Origin of the sequence: Prodigiosinella confusarubida (assembly GCF_002847015.1) — a bacterium.
GTDB lineage: Bacteria > Pseudomonadota > Gammaproteobacteria > Enterobacterales > Enterobacteriaceae > Prodigiosinella > Prodigiosinella aquatilis.
Genome location: NZ_CP025085.1, coordinates 2,723,864 through 2,739,418 on the forward strand (window position 1 = coordinate 2,723,864; position 15,555 = coordinate 2,739,418).

Genomic DNA, 15,555 nt, shown 5'->3' on the forward strand with positions numbered 1-15,555 from the left:
AGTCACCCGGGAGGAAGTATGTCATCTCAACTTCGTGAAGCTTGTGTCGCTACACTCACCGTCCGAGAACAATCTTATAACTACTATAGTTTGTCTTTGGCTGCTCAGCGGTTGGGTAACATTGATAGGTTGCCTAAATCGCTCAAGGTTCTGCTGGAAAATCTGTTGCGCCATCAGGATGGCGATGCTGTGCAGGATGCCGATCTGGAAGCACTGGTTGCATGGCAAGATACCGCTCACGCCGAACGTGAGATTGCGTACCGTCCATCCCGTGTATTAATGCAGGATTTTACCGGTGTGCCGGCTGTCGTCGATCTGGCGGCGATGCGGGCAGCAGTGCAGCGGCTTGGAGGAGATGTCAATAAGGTCAACCCATTAACCCCAGTGGATTTGGTGATTGATCACTCCGTGACCGTCGATTATTTTGGCGACAATCAGGCTCTGGTGGAAAATACGCGTTTGGAAATGGTGCGTAATTATGAGCGTTATGCTTTTTTACGCTGGGGACAGAAAGCCTTCCACCATTTTAGAGTCGTGCCGCCAGGTACCGGGATTTGCCACCAGGTGAATCTGGAATATCTCGCGAAAGTTGTCTGGCATGAAAAGCAAAAGGAAGAATGTGTTGCTTACCCGGATACGTTGGTGGGGACGGATTCTCATACCACGATGATCAACGCTCTCGGCGTATTGGGCTGGGGGGTTGGTGGTATTGAAGCTGAAGCGGCGATGCTGGGACAGCCGGTTTCAATGTTGATTCCCGATGTCGTCGGTTTTCAGCTTACCGGTAGACTGCGAGAAGGTATTACGGCAACGGATTTGGTGCTGAATGTCACGCAGATACTGCGTAAACAAGGTGTCGTGGGTAAATTCGTTGAATTTTATGGTGACGGGCTTGATCACCTGGCACTGGCTGATCGTGCGACGATTGCCAATATGGCGCCGGAATATGGTGCAACCTGCGGTTTTTTCCCGGTCGACGATATTACGCTGGACTATTTGCGGTTGACGAATCGCAGTGACGATCAGATTGCACTGGTGGAAGCTTACTGCAAACAGCAGGGGTTGTGGCGATATGCTGGTGATGAACCCCGGTTTACCAGCCAATTGACGCTGGATATGAATAGTGTAGAAACCAGTCTGGCGGGCCCCAAACGTCCACAAGATCGGGTAGCGCTGGTGGATGTTCCCAACGCTTTTCAGGCCACGCTTGAGCTGGATCTTGCAACCGCTCGTCAGCCGGATGACGACACCTCTTTACCGGAAGGGGAAGATTGTCGCCTCAGCCAAGGCGCGGTAGTCATTGCTGCAATTACGTCCTGTACCAATACATCTAACCCCAGCGTCATGATGGCAGCCGGATTGTTGGCCCAGAATGCGGTCAAGCGTGGGTTGAAGACGAAACCCTGGGTGAAAACCTCTCTGGCACCTGGTTCTCGGGTCGTAACGGATTATTTCGCCAAAGCAGGATTGACTGACTCCCTCGACCAGTTGGGTTTTAATCTGGTGGGGTATGGGTGTACTACCTGCATTGGCAACTCGGGCTTGTTACCCACTGCCATTGAGCATGAGATAAAAGAGAAGGATCTGACGGTTGGCGCCGTGCTGTCCGGTAATCGTAACTTTGAAGGTCGCATTCACCCGCTGGTGAAAACCAACTGGCTGGCTTCTCCACCGCTGGTAGTGGCTTATGCGTTGGCTGGCAATATGAACGTGAATTTGACGAGTGATCCGCTGGGTGAGGATGAACAGGGGAAGGCGGTTTATTTACGTGATATCTGGCCATCAGCGAAAGCGGTGGCGAACGCGGTATTGCAGGTCAATGCGGATATGTTTAGAAAAGAGTATGCGTCGGTGTTCACTGGAACGCAGGAGTGGCAGGATATTCTGGTAGAGGACAAGGCCACCTATGATTGGCCGGTAGATTCCACTTATATTCGTAAGATACCCTTTTTCGATGAGATGTCACCGGAACCTACACCAGTACAGGATATTAACGGTGCTCGGATTCTGGCGATACTGGGTGATTCCGTCACGACTGACCATATCTCTCCTGCGGGCAACATCAAAGAGGATAGCCCGGCCGGGCATTATCTGCTGGAACATGGGGTGGCAACCGAAGCGTTTAATTCTTATGGTTCACGACGTGGTAATCATGAAGTGATGATGCGTGGCACGTTTGCCAACATTCGCATCCGCAATGAGATGGTGCCCGGTAAAGAGGGTGGATACACCCGGCATATACCATCGCAGGATGAAATGACGATTTATGATGCTGCAATGCGTTATCAGGACGAGAATTTACCGCTGGCGTTGATCGCCGGTAAGGAATATGGGTCAGGGTCCAGCCGTGACTGGGCAGCGAAAGGCCCTCGTTTGCTCGGTGTGCGAGTTGTGATTGCCGAATCGTTTGAACGTATTCACCGTTCCAATCTGATCGGGATGGGTATTTTACCGTTATCATTTCCGGCAGGTGTAACGCGCAAAACACTACAGCTCACCGGTGATGAGCAAATTGATATTACTGGACTGACTACGCTTCACCCTGGTTGTACCGTAACCGTAAAAATCACCCGACAGGATGGTCAGCAACAGGTGATTGACACGCTGTGCCGTATTGATACACGCAACGAACTGATTTATTTCCAGAACGACGGTATCTTGCACTATGTCATTCGTGGAATGTTGTAATTTATCCGTTGGCGCAGATCGGGTTCTGTGCCAGCGCGGTCATATTGTTAATGTGTTCGCTGGATATTTACACCGTTACCTATTGGTTTTTCTGCCCCAGATGATGGATTTATCGTCTGGGGAAATTTTGACAGGTGTTACTTTATATCCAGTAGATGGCCCATCTTGGCGGCTTTGGTGGCTAGATAGCGTTCATTTTTCGGGTTACGACCGACGATCAACGGAACACGTTCCACTATATTAATACCTGCTTCGCTTAAGATTTTGACCTTTTGTGGATTATTGGTCAGCAGGCGTACGGCACCAACATGCAATAACTTGAACATATCGGCACAAAGGGTGAAATCACGTTCGTCGGCGGCAAAACCCAACTGATGATTAGCTTCAACAGTATCAGCTCCTTTGTCTTGTAACGCATAGGCCCGAATCTTGTTCAGCAAACCGATATTACGACCTTCCTGACGATGGTAAAGCAGTATTCCGCGGCCTTCTTCAGCAATATGGTTAAGCGCCGCTTCTAACTGAAAACCACAATCACAACGCAGACTGAATAGTGCATCTCCGGTCAGACATTCTGAATGCACTCTGGCTAAAACCGGCTCCGGACCGGAAATATCACCGTATACCAAGGCCAGATGATCCTGACCGGTCGCTATTTCTTCAAAACCGACCATCAGAAAATCACCCCAAGGTGTAGGCAATTTGGCTTCTGCCACCCGCTTTAGCTGCATGTTAATCTCCAAAACAAAAAATACTGATGCGCATCCTACCGTTGGATGGGAACCTTAATCAGCCCAAGATCTGACTCGAATCAGATCGATGTATGTGGTTGTCGGTGCTTGATCGATGACGAAATGGCTAACGTTGTAGCAGTGTCGTTGATAGAACCGGGAGGTATTTTACGCCATAGTGGCTGCTTATGTCCTGTTTTCTGGTAAAATTGTGAAAAATATGTTGCTTTATATCCCGCTGAAAAATAGGGAGAAATGATGTACGAACTCGCCAGACGAACTGCGCTGGGTGTAATAGTATTGCTGTTGATGCCGCTAATTATCTGGGTAACTGGCTGGCAATGGAGACCTGACGTCTCTGGCTGGTGGCTACTGGTATTATTTTGGATAACGGAAACGGTCTCTTCACCGTGGGGGGTATTAACCTGCATGGGGTTGAGTCTTTGGTTTTCGTGGTGTCTACGTTTTCGATGGGCACCGGCATTAGCGTTGATAGTCATTATGGCTATGGCCATTCTGCTGGGACAGGGCGTGAAATCTGTCATTAAAAACTGGGTCCAGGAACCGCGACCTTTTGTTGTTTGGCTGGAAAAAAAACATCAGGTTGACAGTCACTATTTCTCACTCGGTAATACCCACACTGGATTGGCAAAAGAACCGCGCAATGTGGAACAACCACCCCTGTGGTTGCGCCATTACTGGCAGGGTGAACATGGGTTTGCTTTTCCTTCCGGACATACGCTGTTTGCGGCCACTTGGGCATTGATGGGGGTCGGGTTGTTATGGACACGCCGTCATTATGTAACGGTAACGCTATTGATGATATGGGCCATCGGGGTGATGGGCAGTCGGTTGGCATTGGGGATGCATTGGCCACAGGATCTGATAATGGCAACGGTGATCAGTGGAATATTGGCTATGGTCGCGACATGGTTGAGCCAGTACTGTGGGTGTTTGCCAGTGTCGCTCAAGGATACAGAAAACAGGTAAGGCAAGTATTTGTGGATCGCTCGGATTAACGTCTTTCTCTCTTACGACGAAAATTGATTCAGGATAACGCGCTTAATGGAATAAGCGCGTTATCCTTTATGATGTTGTGGTGATTTTCATATCAGAAGCCATTAAAGCGTCAGTGTTGTGTTTTTAACCCTGTGATAAGTGAAATGTGGGAATCAGCCAGCTAATGGGTTTTTCCCTCGGTACATATCTCTGTTTCTGCAGCAGTTGGACTGATATCTGAACGCCAGTTGTATCTCGTATCTCAACCAGACAGCATTTCCCACCGCGGAGCAGAAATGCTAATTTAGTGGGGTTTACCGCCGAAATTTGGCATAATTCATGCGGTTAACGCGATATCACAGGAACAAAACGTGAAATACATGCTAATTTTTCTCCTCGTGCTGGCGATATTCATTATTTCTGTCACACTGGGCGCGCATAACGATCAGGTTATTACCTTTAATTATCTGGTTGCACAGGGCGAATATCAGCTTTCAACGTTGTTGGCGACACTGTTTGCGGTCGGGTTCATTTTGGGATGGGTGATCTGCGGTCTGTTTTATCTGCGGGTACGCATTGCGCTAGGGCGTGAACAACGTAAAGTCAAACGCCTTGAGCAGCAATTACCCATCACTGATGACGTCAACACACCGCCTGAGCAAACAACGACCCACTAAGGAATCACTCCCTATGTTAGAACTGCTGTTTCTGTTGCTGCCAGTTGCCGCCGCGTATGGCTGGTATATGGGTCGCAGAAGCGCACAGCAGGATAAACAGGATGAAGCTAACCGTCTGTCGCGGGATTATGTGACAGGTGTCAACTTTCTGTTATCCAATCAGCAGGATAAAGCGGTTGAGCTATTCCTTGATATGCTTAAGGACGATACCAACACCTTTGAGGCTCACCTTACACTGGGAAATCTGTTTCGCTCACGTGGTGAGGTTGACCGCGCCATCCGTATCCACCAGGCATTGACGGAAAGTACCGCGTTGACGTTTGAACAACGTTTGCTGGCCGTACAGCAACTGGGGCGTGATTATATGACGGCAGGGCTGTATGACCGTGCCGAAAAAATATTCAAACAATTGGTGGATGAAGAAGATTTTCGCCTCAGTGCGTTACAACAATTACTGCAGATTTATCAGGCGACCAGTGACTGGCAGACCGCTATTGATACGGCGGAAAAACTGGTCAAATTGGGCACCGACCGATTGCGGGTAGAGATCGCCCACTTTTACTGTGAACTGGCACTGCAATTCATGGGTAATGATGATTTGAACAAAGCCATGGCGTTGTTGAAGAAAGCCATAGCATCGGATAATCAGTGTGCTCGCGCTTCTATCATGATAGGGCGTATTTATATGGCCCAGCAGCAGTTTTCCCCAGCGATAGCGGCGTTGCAACAAGTGTTGGAGCAGGATAGGGATTTTGTCAGTGAAACGTTGCCGATGCTGGAGGAGTGCTATCAGCATTTACATCAACCTCAGGATTGGTCTGCGTTTTTGAAACGGTGCGTGGAGGAAAACACTGGCGCCACCGCAGAACTGATGCTGGCGGATATTATTGAACGAGAAGACGGTACCGAAGTCGCTCAGATCTATATCAACCGCCAGATTCAGCGACACCCTACCATGCGAGGATTTCACCGGCTGATGGACTTTCATTTGCGAGAGGCAGAGGACGGAAGAGCCAAAGAGAGCCTGGTTGTATTGCGTAAGATGGTCGGTGAGCAAGTCCAGACAAAACCCCGCTATAGTTGTAACAAATGTGGATTTACATCACAGTCACTATACTGGCATTGTCCTTCCTGTCGGACGTGGGCCAGTATCAAGCCCATTCGCGGCCTTGATGGTGAATAGCCGTGGCAAATGTTTATTTATCTGATTTTAGTTACAACATACCAATAGTGCATTTACTCTTCTGGTGCTGACCATCAGGCAATAGACTGGTAATGCTTTCCAGGCGGCTGGGATTTGCTGGTCTGGACATGTAGAATGCGCGGCGGGAAAGTAGGGCTTTACTTATCAGCATGTGTAATTGAGGGAAATACTCGTGAATGTCGAAACTGTAGGGCAGAAAAAAGCATCAACCACATCACCGATTATCGTTGCGCTCGATTACGCCGATCAGCGTGCTGCCTATGATTTTGTTGATCACATCGATCCGCAAGACTGCCGCCTGAAGGTAGGCAAGGAGATGTTTACACTGTTTGGTCCACAGTTGGTCAAGGATTTGCAACAGCGTGGTTTTGATGTTTTTCTCGACCTGAAATTTCACGATATTCCCAATACCACCGCGCGTGCCGTGGCCGCTGCTGCCGAATTGGGCGTGTGGATGGTGAACGTTCACGCCAGCGGTGGTGCTCGCATGATGGTGGCGGCTAAAGAGGCGTTGCATCCGTTTGGTAGCGAGGCACCTCGGTTAATTGCCGTGACGGTACTAACCAGTATGGACACAGATGATTTACGTGGCCTGGGTATTACATCGTCGCCGGCAGAGCAAGCTGAACGACTGGCCATGCTGACTCAACAGTGTGGATTAGATGGTGTAGTGTGTTCTGCGCATGAAGCTGAGCATTTGAAACAGGTATGTGGTGCCGGGTTTACGTTGGTGACGCCGGGTATCCGTCCGGCGGGCAGCCAGGCGGGCGATCAGCGGCGTATTATGACACCGGAACAGGCGCTACAGGCTGGCGTCGATTATATGGTTATTGGACGCCCCATTACTCAGTCAGCGGATCCGGCTCAGGCATTGAAAGATATCCGGCTGTCACTGCAAGGGAGATAATGATGAATGATGATAGCAGCCGTCTGGTGTATACAACGGAAAGCGGTCGCATTAAACCGGAAGACGCGCCAGTGTCACGCCCTCAGGGCGATGGTATTGTCCGTATTCAGCGTCAGACCAGTGGACGTAAAGGTAAAGGTGTCTGTGTTATCACTGGTGTCGAACTTGATGATGCCGCACTGGAAAAACTGGCTGGCGAGCTGAAAAAACGATGTGGTTGTGGTGGTTCGGTAAAAGACGGAGTGATTGAGGTGCAGGGCGATAAACGTGATCTGTTGAAACAGTTGTTAGAAGCCAAAGGGATGAAGGTAAAACTGGCGGGAGGCTAACGGTGACCTCAAAAAAACTATCGATGACGCCATGATAATGCAGGCTCGGAAAATCGAGCCTGCTCAGGGAATCACTTAGTGACTTGATGACCGACAATACCTCCTACGGCTGCGCCACCCACCGTTCCCAATACACTACCGTGGGTCAGAACTGAACCGCCGATCGCACCAGCGCCAGCGCCAATAGCTGTATTTCGATCACGTTTGGACATATTGGAGCAACCGCTCAACCCGATGGTTAGTGCTATTGCCATGGCGGCTATGACTAAACGTTGGTTCACTATCATGGTTTTCTCCCGTTGGATCCGCTTTACGTTTTAAACAAGATTATTGCTGGCCTGAAATGAGGAAAATATTGTTGTTCGTGCTTTTCCTGAAATAAAATATAAATTTTTTGCCTTATATCACCCAGGCGTCAGTATAATCATCGATATTCGCAGCAACAGGTAAAAACTCTTAATTCTGTTCATAGTACAGTTCTCATTGCCGTTGTTGTCAACGCGCGATCTGTCAGACTTGCCAGTCTGGTTATACTTTTGCTGGTGCAGCAGAACGCTGACAGATCTTTAGCTATTTAGCCCATACCGGGAGTGACGTGTCACCGAGAGAATAGAATGAAATGGCTAAAGGGAGTGGATAATGTTAGATGAAATTAAAAATCAGGTACTTGAAGCTAATTTGGCCTTACCTCGGCATCACTTGGTGACATTTACCTGGGGTAATGTCAGCGCGGTAGATCGTCAGCAAGGATTAATGGTGATTAAGCCTTCAGGCGTAGAATACGATGTGATGACAGTAAACGATATGGTGGTCGTAGAGCTGGAGACAGGTCGTGTAGTTGAAGGCTCAAAGAAGCCGTCATCAGATACCGATACTCACCGGGTGCTTTATCTGGCCTTTGATTCGATCGGTGGAATTGTCCATACACATTCTCGCCATGCCACTATTTGGGCCCAGTCAGGACACGATCTACCGGCATGGGGAACCACGCATGCCGATTACTTCTATGGCGCCATTCCCTGTACCCGATTAATGACCGATGACGAGATTAACGGCCACTATGAGCGGGAAACCGGCCAGGTTATCGTTGAAACCTTCCACCAGCGACATCTTTCTCCCACCGATATTCCTGCTGTGCTGGTGAATTCGCACGGTCCTTTTGCCTGGGGAAGTGATGCTCACAATGCGGTGCATAATGCCGTTGTTCTGGAGGAAATTGCCTATATGGGGATATTTTCACGTCAGCTGACGCCGACCCTGGAACCGATGCAGCAAACCTTGCTGGATAAACACTACCTGCGTAAGCACGGTAAGAACGCTTACTACGGACAATAATCTATTTTGCCTGATGTCACGAATTTACTTCACTGGAGACGTGAATATTCAAGCAATAATAAAGTGTTATAACGGATTACTCAGAAGTAAAACAAAAAAGAACGAGTCTGGCGGTCATTGCCGGACTCGTTTTGCGTTATGGCAGTATATTTCCGGCGGCACGATAGATTTCGTACCACTCTTCACGTGTTAAGCGCAGTTCCGACGCCAGGGCAATATCTTGCAGGCGCTGGGGGTCCATGCTGCCCACAATCACCTGCATGTTGGCCGGATGGCGCAGGATCCAGGCCACGGCGACAGCGGTATTTTTCACACCATATTGCTCGGCAATGCGGTCAATGGTGGCATTGAGTTGCGGGAATTTTTCATTGTCCAGAAATACGCCAGTAAAAAATCCATACTGAAAAGGTGACCAGGCTTGAATGGTCATATCATGAAGGCGGCTGTATTCCAGCACGGCACCATCATGATTCACGGATGCCGGGTTGGTCATATTGACATTGAGGCCAGCATCAATCATCAGCGTATGCATGATGCTGAATTGCAACTGGTTGGCAATCAGTGGTTGGCGTATCGATTTTTTCAGTAGTTCAATTTGTAACGGATGCTGGTTGCTGACGCCGAAATAGCGCACCTTGCCAGTGGTTTCCAGTTCATCGAAAGCAGCAGCCACTTCATCCGGCTCGAATAACGTATCGGGGCGGTGTAGTAACAGGGTATCCAGATAGTCGGTGTGCAGCCGACGCAAGCTGGCGTCTACCGAAGCGACAATATGTGCTTTGGAAAAATCAAAACAGCCTTTACGAATCCCGCACTTGCTTTGGATAAATAGTGCGTCGCGTGACATGGCCGATTTCTGCATGGCGGCGGCAAAAATTTCCTCGGATTTTCCAGCCCCATAGATGTCGGCGTGATCAAATAAATCGATCCCAATATCCCGTGCGGTGTTGAGGATAGTAACTGCCTCATCGACACTTTTACTGGCCAGGCGCATACAACCCAACGAAATGTTGGCAGTCAGTAACGTTGAATTCCCGATAGCAATTTTTTTCATTGGTGCTCCAGTGATAAATCCAGCGAGAATTGTGCCATCAGGAGAACCCTGATGGCGCGATGTGCTTAAGCTGCTGGTTTGGCGATAATGTTGCGAGTATCCAGACGAACTTCAGCAATGGTCACTTCCAGCGTATCACTTTGGCGATATACCGTTTCACCTTTCACCGTCACGGTACCGGTTTCCTGGCTGCATGCCAGTTCATCACGTACCGCATGAATAAATGATGCAGGAATAAATGCCGAGGCACCGTTATCCAGTAAACGAACACGCAGACCGCCGCGAGTCACGTCCATGATTTCTGCCAGAAAACGTGCGTCAGTGCCTGCTTTTTCTTTTAGAAAACGGGCATACAACCAGTCACTGACATCACGTTCAGCCATACGATTCAAACGACGGCGTTCTGACAACTTCACAGTAACGTCATCCTGTGGTTTTTCTGTCGGCTGACCACTAATAATTGCTTTCAGCAGGCGATGATTCACCATATCTCCGTACTTACGGATTGGCGAAGTCCAGGTGGCATAAGCTTCCAGACCAAGACCAAAATGCGGCCCAGGCGTGGTGCTGACTTCCGCAAATGACTGAAAACGACGGATACGACTGTCAAGGAATTGTGTTGGCTGAGTATCCAGTTCACGGCGCAACGCACAAAAACCCTCTAATGTCAGCAGATGTTGCGCATCGGCATGAATACCATTATTTCCCAGCACGGTGACCGCTTGTTCCACCTTGGACGGGTCAAAGCCATTATGTACGTTGTAAATGCCAAAACCAAGCTTGTCACGTAGAACCTGCGCCGCACAAACGTTAGCGGCAATCATCGCTTCTTCCACAATACGGTTGGCAATGCGACGGTGCTCTACCACGATATCCAGCACTTCACCTTTGTCTCCCAATAAGAAACGGTAATCTGGGTGATCTTTGAATACCAGAGCATGTGTCGTGCGCCAGTGACTGCGGGCCAGGCATACGCGTTGTAGCAGACGGAGCTGATGGGTAATTGTCTCGCTGGCAGGTTGCCAGTCACCTTGTTGTTCCAGCCAATCAGAAACACTGTCATAGGCCAGCTTGGCTTTGGACTCAATCCAGGCGGCGAAGAAGTGCATGTCATCCAGCGTTCCGTCGTCGGCGATAGTCATGCGACATGCCAGTACTGGGCGACGTTCTCCTGGCCGTAGTGAACAGATATCATCCGATAAATGGCGCGGGAGCATCGGGATATTGAAACCAGGCAAATAATTGGTAAACGCGCGATGACGCGCAATGGCATCCAGTTCACTGCCAGCAGGGACATACGCGGTAGGGTCGGCAATTGCCACCGTCAGTTGCAGTGAACCATCATCGTTATCCTGTACGAACAAGGCATCGTCCATATCTTCCGTACTGGCACTGTCGATAGTGACAAAATCCAGCGCGGTTAAGTCTTCTCGCTGCAAATCTCCGTCATCCAGTGCGGCAGTATCGGCTTCGGGGGCAGTGCGCTCCAGATCGTGACGTGACAATGTCACCCACCATGGGACCAGAGGATCCTCACTGTTAGTAATGTACTGCGTTAGTTCAGCGTGGAAGTTGCGATCACCTTTCAGCGGGTGCCGGCGCATTTCCGCTACAGCCCAGTCGCCCTCCTGAAAGTCATGCGCCAACGCGTGTGCGGTGTGGCAAGAGATGGATTCTTTCAGTAGCGGATGGTCAGGAATAATAGCCAGACGATCGTCTTTCTTCTGAACACGCCCGACAAAGCGGGTCAGGAACGGCTCAACTAACGATTCTGGTTCGACGCTTTCTCGCTCTTTTTCCGTATGCACTGTGGCGACAATACGGTCACCGTGCATGACTTTCTTCATTTGCGGTGGCGGAATGAAATAACTCTTTTGAGCGTCGGCTTCAAGAAAGCCGAATCCCTTATCGGTAGCTTTAACGACGCCTTCTACCCGTGGCGTTTGGGAATGGAGTTGCTGTTTAAGCTGAGCAAGCAGCGGATTATCTTGAAACATAGCGTCCAGGAATGCGGTTATAAGTGGCTTTAGCGGCGAATAGTTTTACGCGAATCAGTCGCTGGCGGCAAGCGCTGATCAGGTAATGCAGGGAATATCCGGCTCGGGCCTTGTGCAATCTGAGTATCCCCCATTCGAGTGCGGTTAGGCAATCCGGGATTCAGACTGTTCCGCGCTGGGCGTAATCCGTACTGGAATTGACTTGGATGTCGGCGTAAAGGTTTCGTCACCATAGCTGGAAAGCGGCACCAGTGGATTGGTTTCTGGATAGTAAGCCGCCAGGTTGCCGGGGGGAATATCATAACCCACTAGCCGGAATCCAGTTATTTTGCGTAAGATACCATCATGCCATAAGGTTTCAATATCCACCCGATCACCATCCTCCAGCCCCAATCCGGCAATATCTTCCGGGTGCATAAATAGCACCTCGCGTTGGCCGTATACTCCGCGGTAGCGATCATCCAGTCCGTAGATAGTGGTGTTGTACTGATCATGCGAACGAAGTGTCTGCAACGTGAACGGTGCGGGATCATCGCCTTTGGGAACCACACTGACTGGTAGCGGGGCACTACTGAAGCGGGCTTTACCGGTTGGCGTGTGAAAATGGTATTCAGCCGCCGCATTGCCCAGCCAAAATCCCCCAGGTTCGGCACAACGTTGATTGAAGTCGTTGAATCCTGGTAACGTTGCAGCTATATAATCGCGTATTAGCCCATAGTCTGCCGCCAGCGCCAGCCAATCAACGTGATTGTTGCCTAATGTCGCTTGGGCAATACCGGCTACGATAGCGATTTCGGAACGTTGCTCCGGCGACAATGGCTGGCCGACGCCTTCAGAAGCGTGCACCATACTGAAAGAGTCTTCCACCGTGATGAATTGTGATCCGCTGGCCTGTATGTCCTGATCGGTACGACCCAGTGTGGGCAGGATTAATGTATCTTCTTGCGTGGTGATCAGATGACTGCGGTTAAGTTTGGTACTGATATGAACCGTGAGATGACAGCGGCTGATGGCGTCAGCTGTACGTTCGGTATCTGGTGCAGCGGCGGCCAGATTGCCTCCCAGGGTGATTAGCACCTTGACTTCATCACGCAGCATGGCCTCGATAGCTTGTACCGTATTGTGGCCGTGACCACGCGGTGGGGTGAAGTGAAAATGATCGGACAGACTATCGAGCAAAGCAGTGGACGGTTTCTCGTCAATACCCATAGTGCGATTGCCTTGTACGTTGCTGTGACCACGCACTGGACATAGCCCCGCGCCCGGTTTTCCTAATTGCCCAAACAGTAGTTGCAGATTAACGATTTCCCGAACTGTCGCCACTGAATGTTTATGCTGAGTAATACCCATTGCCCAGGTACAAATCACCCGTTTTGATCGCTGATAAATAGCGGCAACATAGCGGATCTGTGTTTCACTCAGTCCTGATTGCTGTTCGATTTGTGGCCAGCGGGTGGCATCCACCATTGTCAACCAGGCGTCGACCCCGTCGGTGTGCTGGTCGATAAATACCTGATCAAACAATCCTGTTTCACCGATGGTCAGACGTTGGCGATGTGTTTCCAGCAACGCCTTCGCCATGCCACGCACCGCAGCCATGTCGCCGCCAAGATTGGGTTGCAGATAGGTTTCGCTGATGGTGCCAGACAACGGTGTTAGCAATTCCAGCGGATTTTGTGGATTGGCGAAGCGTTCCAGACCGCGCTCACGCAAGGTGTTGAACGCCACAATATGGGCACCGCGGTCGGCGGCATGCCGCAGGCTGTGCAACATCCGTGGATGGTTGGTGCCGGGGTTTTGCCCGAACACAAAAATGGCATCGGCGAGTTCAAAGTCCTGTAAGCGGACGGTGCCTTTACCTACGCCAATACTCTGTTTTAGCCCGGTGCCACTGGCTTCATGACACATGTTGGAACAGTCCGGAAAATTGTTGGTGCCTACCATGCGGCCGAATAATTGATAGAGGAACGAAGCCTCATTGCTGGCACGACCCGACGTATACAGTTCGAGTTGATCTGGATGCGCCATCTCATGGATGTGGCGGGAAATAATGGCAAACGCATCGTCCCAACTGATCGGCACATAGTGATCATGCTGACGGTCATAGCGCATCGGATGTGTCAGTCGCCCCTGATACTCGAGAAAATAGTCACTCTGGCGGCGTAGAGCACTGACACTGTGGGCGGCAAAAAAATCTGGTCCGACAGCTTTGCGAGTGGCTTCCCAACTAACGGCTTTGGCCCCATTTTCGCAAAAGCTAAACGTACTGCTGTTATCGTCACCCCAGGCGCAGCCAGGGCAGTCAAATCCTTTGCTTTTATTGACTCGCATCAAATGGCGGATATTTTTCAGTGTTTGCTTGCTATCCAGTACAAAACGGGTAGTGGCTTCTAGAGAGCCCCAGCCGCCCGCAGCAGCGCGGTATGGCTTGATAGATGATTTAAATTTCATGATTTTCTATGCAGGTGATGATGTTTCGGATATGTAGCGTTTTCTTTAATACTTTGTTTGCTAACTAAGAAGTTTAGGTGCTGCACAAGATGCTGTCTAATCGAAGGAGATAATAGCGGGATAGATAAAGCTTATCGTCGCCAAAGGGTGCAATCTGATGTGATATAGTAGTTTTTCCATGCGGAAAAGAGCAATACTATGGATATCAAGCAACTGATTTATCTGTGTAATCTGGAAAAAGAACGTCATTTTGGTCGTGCTGCCGAAGCCAGTTTTGTCAGTCAGCCGACACTGTCGATGCGATTGAAAAATCTGGAGCAGGAACTGGGACTGGCGCTTATCAACCGAGGTAATAATTTTGAAGGTTTTACCGCAGAAGGTGAACGGGTATTGGCCTGGGCTCGGGAGATGGTGTCAGTATATCAGGGACTCAAGTTGGAAGTAGGATCACTGAAACGTGGGACTAGCGGTCTGTTGCGTATCGGAGTGGTGCCGCAATGCAGCCTGGCGTTGCCTGAATTGCTAGCTGCCGTCAGTGCCGATTACCCACATATGGATTATCAGGTTTCGTTGTTCAGTGCTGACCCATTGCTGGAGGCGCTTAATGCACATGCTGTGGATGTCGGTATCGGCTTTTTTGAGCCGACTGTATTGCGAGAGCTGAATTTTCAAACCGCCTCTTTGACCGAGCAGCGAGTGGCATTGTTGTATCATCCACAGCATTTCCCACAGCTTGTAAGTGACAGTGTAACTGAATTGACGGAGATTGCCGAGTTGCCACTTTGCCTGGCAGAACCCAGCCGCTATTTCCGGCGCTATCTGGATAACCAATTCCGCGAAGCCGGTATTACGCCGCGGGTACGAATGGAGAGTTCATCTGTGCTGCAACTGATCCAGGGTGTGTTTGTCGGGCTGGGTTGTGGCATTGTTCCTGCCGGTAGTTTGATCCCGGCGATGATGCCCGAACTGATGTGGCGTGAATTGGCGCTGCCGTCGATGCCACGTCACGGTGCAGTAGTGATGGCTGCAAGCGGGCGGGCGACAATGCTGGCTCAGCATTTCTTTGATGTGGCGCGAGATTGGTTGTTAAACAGGGATCGGTAAATAGAATGAAAAGCAGAGGAAGGATATCAAGTTCAAACTGATAAGTGAGTTTGATGGCAGAGTCTATATAGCGGCGATA

At 50.0% G+C, this 15,555-nt stretch carries 13 protein-coding genes; 8 read left to right on the forward strand and 5 right to left on the reverse strand.

Going from position 1 to position 15,555, the window contains the following annotated elements; translation table 11 throughout:
* Positions 1-18 precede the first annotated feature (18 nt).
* On the forward strand, positions 19-2,688 hold the full coding sequence (gene acnA / locus CWC46_RS12305) for an aconitate hydratase AcnA (RefSeq protein WP_021016271.1): 2,670 nt from the start codon (positions 19-21) through the stop codon (positions 2,686-2,688).
* A gap of 137 nt (positions 2,689-2,825) precedes the next feature.
* Here acnA and ribA read toward each other — a convergent pair whose 3' ends face one another.
* Complete coding sequence (gene ribA / locus CWC46_RS12310) at positions 2,826-3,419, reverse strand: GTP cyclohydrolase II (RefSeq protein ID WP_021016270.1); 594 nt, start codon at positions 3,417-3,419, stop codon at positions 2,826-2,828.
* A gap of 258 nt (positions 3,420-3,677) precedes the next feature.
* Here ribA and pgpB point away from each other — a divergent pair, with 258 nt between their 5' ends.
* From pgpB to yciH, 5 genes are all read left to right on the forward strand, one after another.
* Positions 3,678-4,409: a phosphatidylglycerophosphatase B gene (pgpB, locus tag CWC46_RS12315; protein ID WP_021016269.1), complete on the forward strand. Its 732-nt coding sequence runs from the start codon at positions 3,678-3,680 to the stop codon at positions 4,407-4,409.
* Positions 4,410-4,789: 380 nt separating this feature from the next.
* The gene (locus CWC46_RS12320) at positions 4,790-5,095 is read left to right on the forward strand and encodes a LapA family protein (protein WP_021016268.1); all 306 of its coding nucleotides are present in this window, start codon (positions 4,790-4,792) and stop codon (positions 5,093-5,095) included.
* Between the two features lie 13 nt (positions 5,096-5,108).
* On the forward strand, positions 5,109-6,278 hold the full coding sequence (lapB, locus tag CWC46_RS12325; protein ID WP_021016267.1) for a lipopolysaccharide assembly protein LapB: 1,170 nt from the start codon (positions 5,109-5,111) through the stop codon (positions 6,276-6,278).
* A gap of 193 nt (positions 6,279-6,471) precedes the next feature.
* Positions 6,472-7,206: an orotidine-5'-phosphate decarboxylase gene (gene pyrF / locus CWC46_RS12330; protein WP_021016266.1), complete on the forward strand. Its 735-nt coding sequence runs from the start codon at positions 6,472-6,474 to the stop codon at positions 7,204-7,206.
* Positions 7,207-7,208: 2 nt separating this feature from the next.
* Positions 7,209-7,535, forward strand: coding sequence for a stress response translation initiation inhibitor YciH (gene yciH / locus CWC46_RS12335; protein ID WP_021016265.1), 327 nt, complete (start codon positions 7,209-7,211; stop codon positions 7,533-7,535).
* Between the two features lie 71 nt (positions 7,536-7,606).
* On the opposite strand, the gene osmB is transcribed toward yciH, so the two are convergent.
* Positions 7,607-7,822 carry an osmotically-inducible lipoprotein OsmB gene (gene osmB / locus CWC46_RS12340; RefSeq protein WP_021016264.1) on the reverse strand — a complete coding sequence of 72 codons (216 nt, stop codon included), beginning with the start codon at positions 7,820-7,822 and terminating at the stop codon, positions 7,607-7,609.
* A gap of 352 nt (positions 7,823-8,174) precedes the next feature.
* Between osmB and araD the strand changes: the two genes are divergently transcribed.
* Positions 8,175-8,870, forward strand: coding sequence for an L-ribulose-5-phosphate 4-epimerase (araD, locus tag CWC46_RS12345; RefSeq protein ID WP_021016263.1), 696 nt, complete (start codon positions 8,175-8,177; stop codon positions 8,868-8,870).
* Between the two features lie 136 nt (positions 8,871-9,006).
* On the opposite strand, the gene CWC46_RS12350 is transcribed toward araD, so the two are convergent.
* The 3 genes from CWC46_RS12350 to CWC46_RS12360 all read right to left on the reverse strand — a co-directional run bounded on the left by CWC46_RS12350 (position 9,007) and on the right by CWC46_RS12360 (position 14,372).
* Positions 9,007-9,924, reverse strand: coding sequence for an aldo/keto reductase (locus CWC46_RS12350; RefSeq protein WP_021016262.1), 918 nt, complete (start codon positions 9,922-9,924; stop codon positions 9,007-9,009).
* A gap of 65 nt (positions 9,925-9,989) precedes the next feature.
* Positions 9,990-11,921, reverse strand: a complete 1,932-nt coding sequence (locus CWC46_RS12355; RefSeq protein WP_021016261.1) for an exoribonuclease II — start codon at positions 11,919-11,921, stop codon at positions 9,990-9,992.
* 144 nt (positions 11,922-12,065) lie between these two features.
* A complete protein-coding gene (locus tag CWC46_RS12360) occupies positions 12,066-14,372 on the reverse strand; it encodes an FdhF/YdeP family oxidoreductase (protein WP_021016260.1) in 2,307 nt (768 codons plus the stop codon).
* Positions 14,373-14,570: 198 nt separating this feature from the next.
* On the opposite strand from CWC46_RS12360, the gene CWC46_RS12365 reads away from it, so the two are divergent.
* Positions 14,571-15,476: a LysR family transcriptional regulator gene (locus CWC46_RS12365; protein ID WP_021016259.1), complete on the forward strand. Its 906-nt coding sequence runs from the start codon at positions 14,571-14,573 to the stop codon at positions 15,474-15,476.
* Positions 15,477-15,555: the final 79 nt, after the last annotated feature.

Excerpts from the sequence above, each read along its gene's own strand:
- acnA (WP_021016271.1), top strand. The coding sequence starts at position 19 with ATGTCATCTCAACTTCGTGAAGCTTGTGTCGCTACACTCACCGTCCGA.
- ribA (WP_021016270.1), bottom strand. The coding sequence starts at position 3,419 with ATGCAGCTAAAGCGGGTGGCAGAAGCCAAATTGCCTACACCTTGGGGT.
- pgpB (WP_021016269.1), top strand. The coding sequence starts at position 3,678 with ATGTACGAACTCGCCAGACGAACTGCGCTGGGTGTAATAGTATTGCTG.
- lapB (WP_021016267.1), top strand. The coding sequence starts at position 5,109 with ATGTTAGAACTGCTGTTTCTGTTGCTGCCAGTTGCCGCCGCGTATGGC.
- yciH (WP_021016265.1), top strand. The coding sequence starts at position 7,209 with ATGAATGATGATAGCAGCCGTCTGGTGTATACAACGGAAAGCGGTCGC.
- osmB (WP_021016264.1), bottom strand. The coding sequence starts at position 7,822 with ATGATAGTGAACCAACGTTTAGTCATAGCCGCCATGGCAATAGCACTA.
- araD (WP_021016263.1), top strand. The coding sequence starts at position 8,175 with ATGTTAGATGAAATTAAAAATCAGGTACTTGAAGCTAATTTGGCCTTA.
- CWC46_RS12350 (WP_021016262.1), bottom strand. The coding sequence starts at position 9,924 with ATGAAAAAAATTGCTATCGGGAATTCAACGTTACTGACTGCCAACATT.
- CWC46_RS12355 (WP_021016261.1), bottom strand. The coding sequence starts at position 11,921 with ATGTTTCAAGATAATCCGCTGCTTGCTCAGCTTAAACAGCAACTCCAT.
- CWC46_RS12360 (WP_021016260.1), bottom strand. The coding sequence starts at position 14,372 with ATGAAATTTAAATCATCTATCAAGCCATACCGCGCTGCTGCGGGCGGC.
- CWC46_RS12365 (WP_021016259.1), top strand. The coding sequence starts at position 14,571 with ATGGATATCAAGCAACTGATTTATCTGTGTAATCTGGAAAAAGAACGT.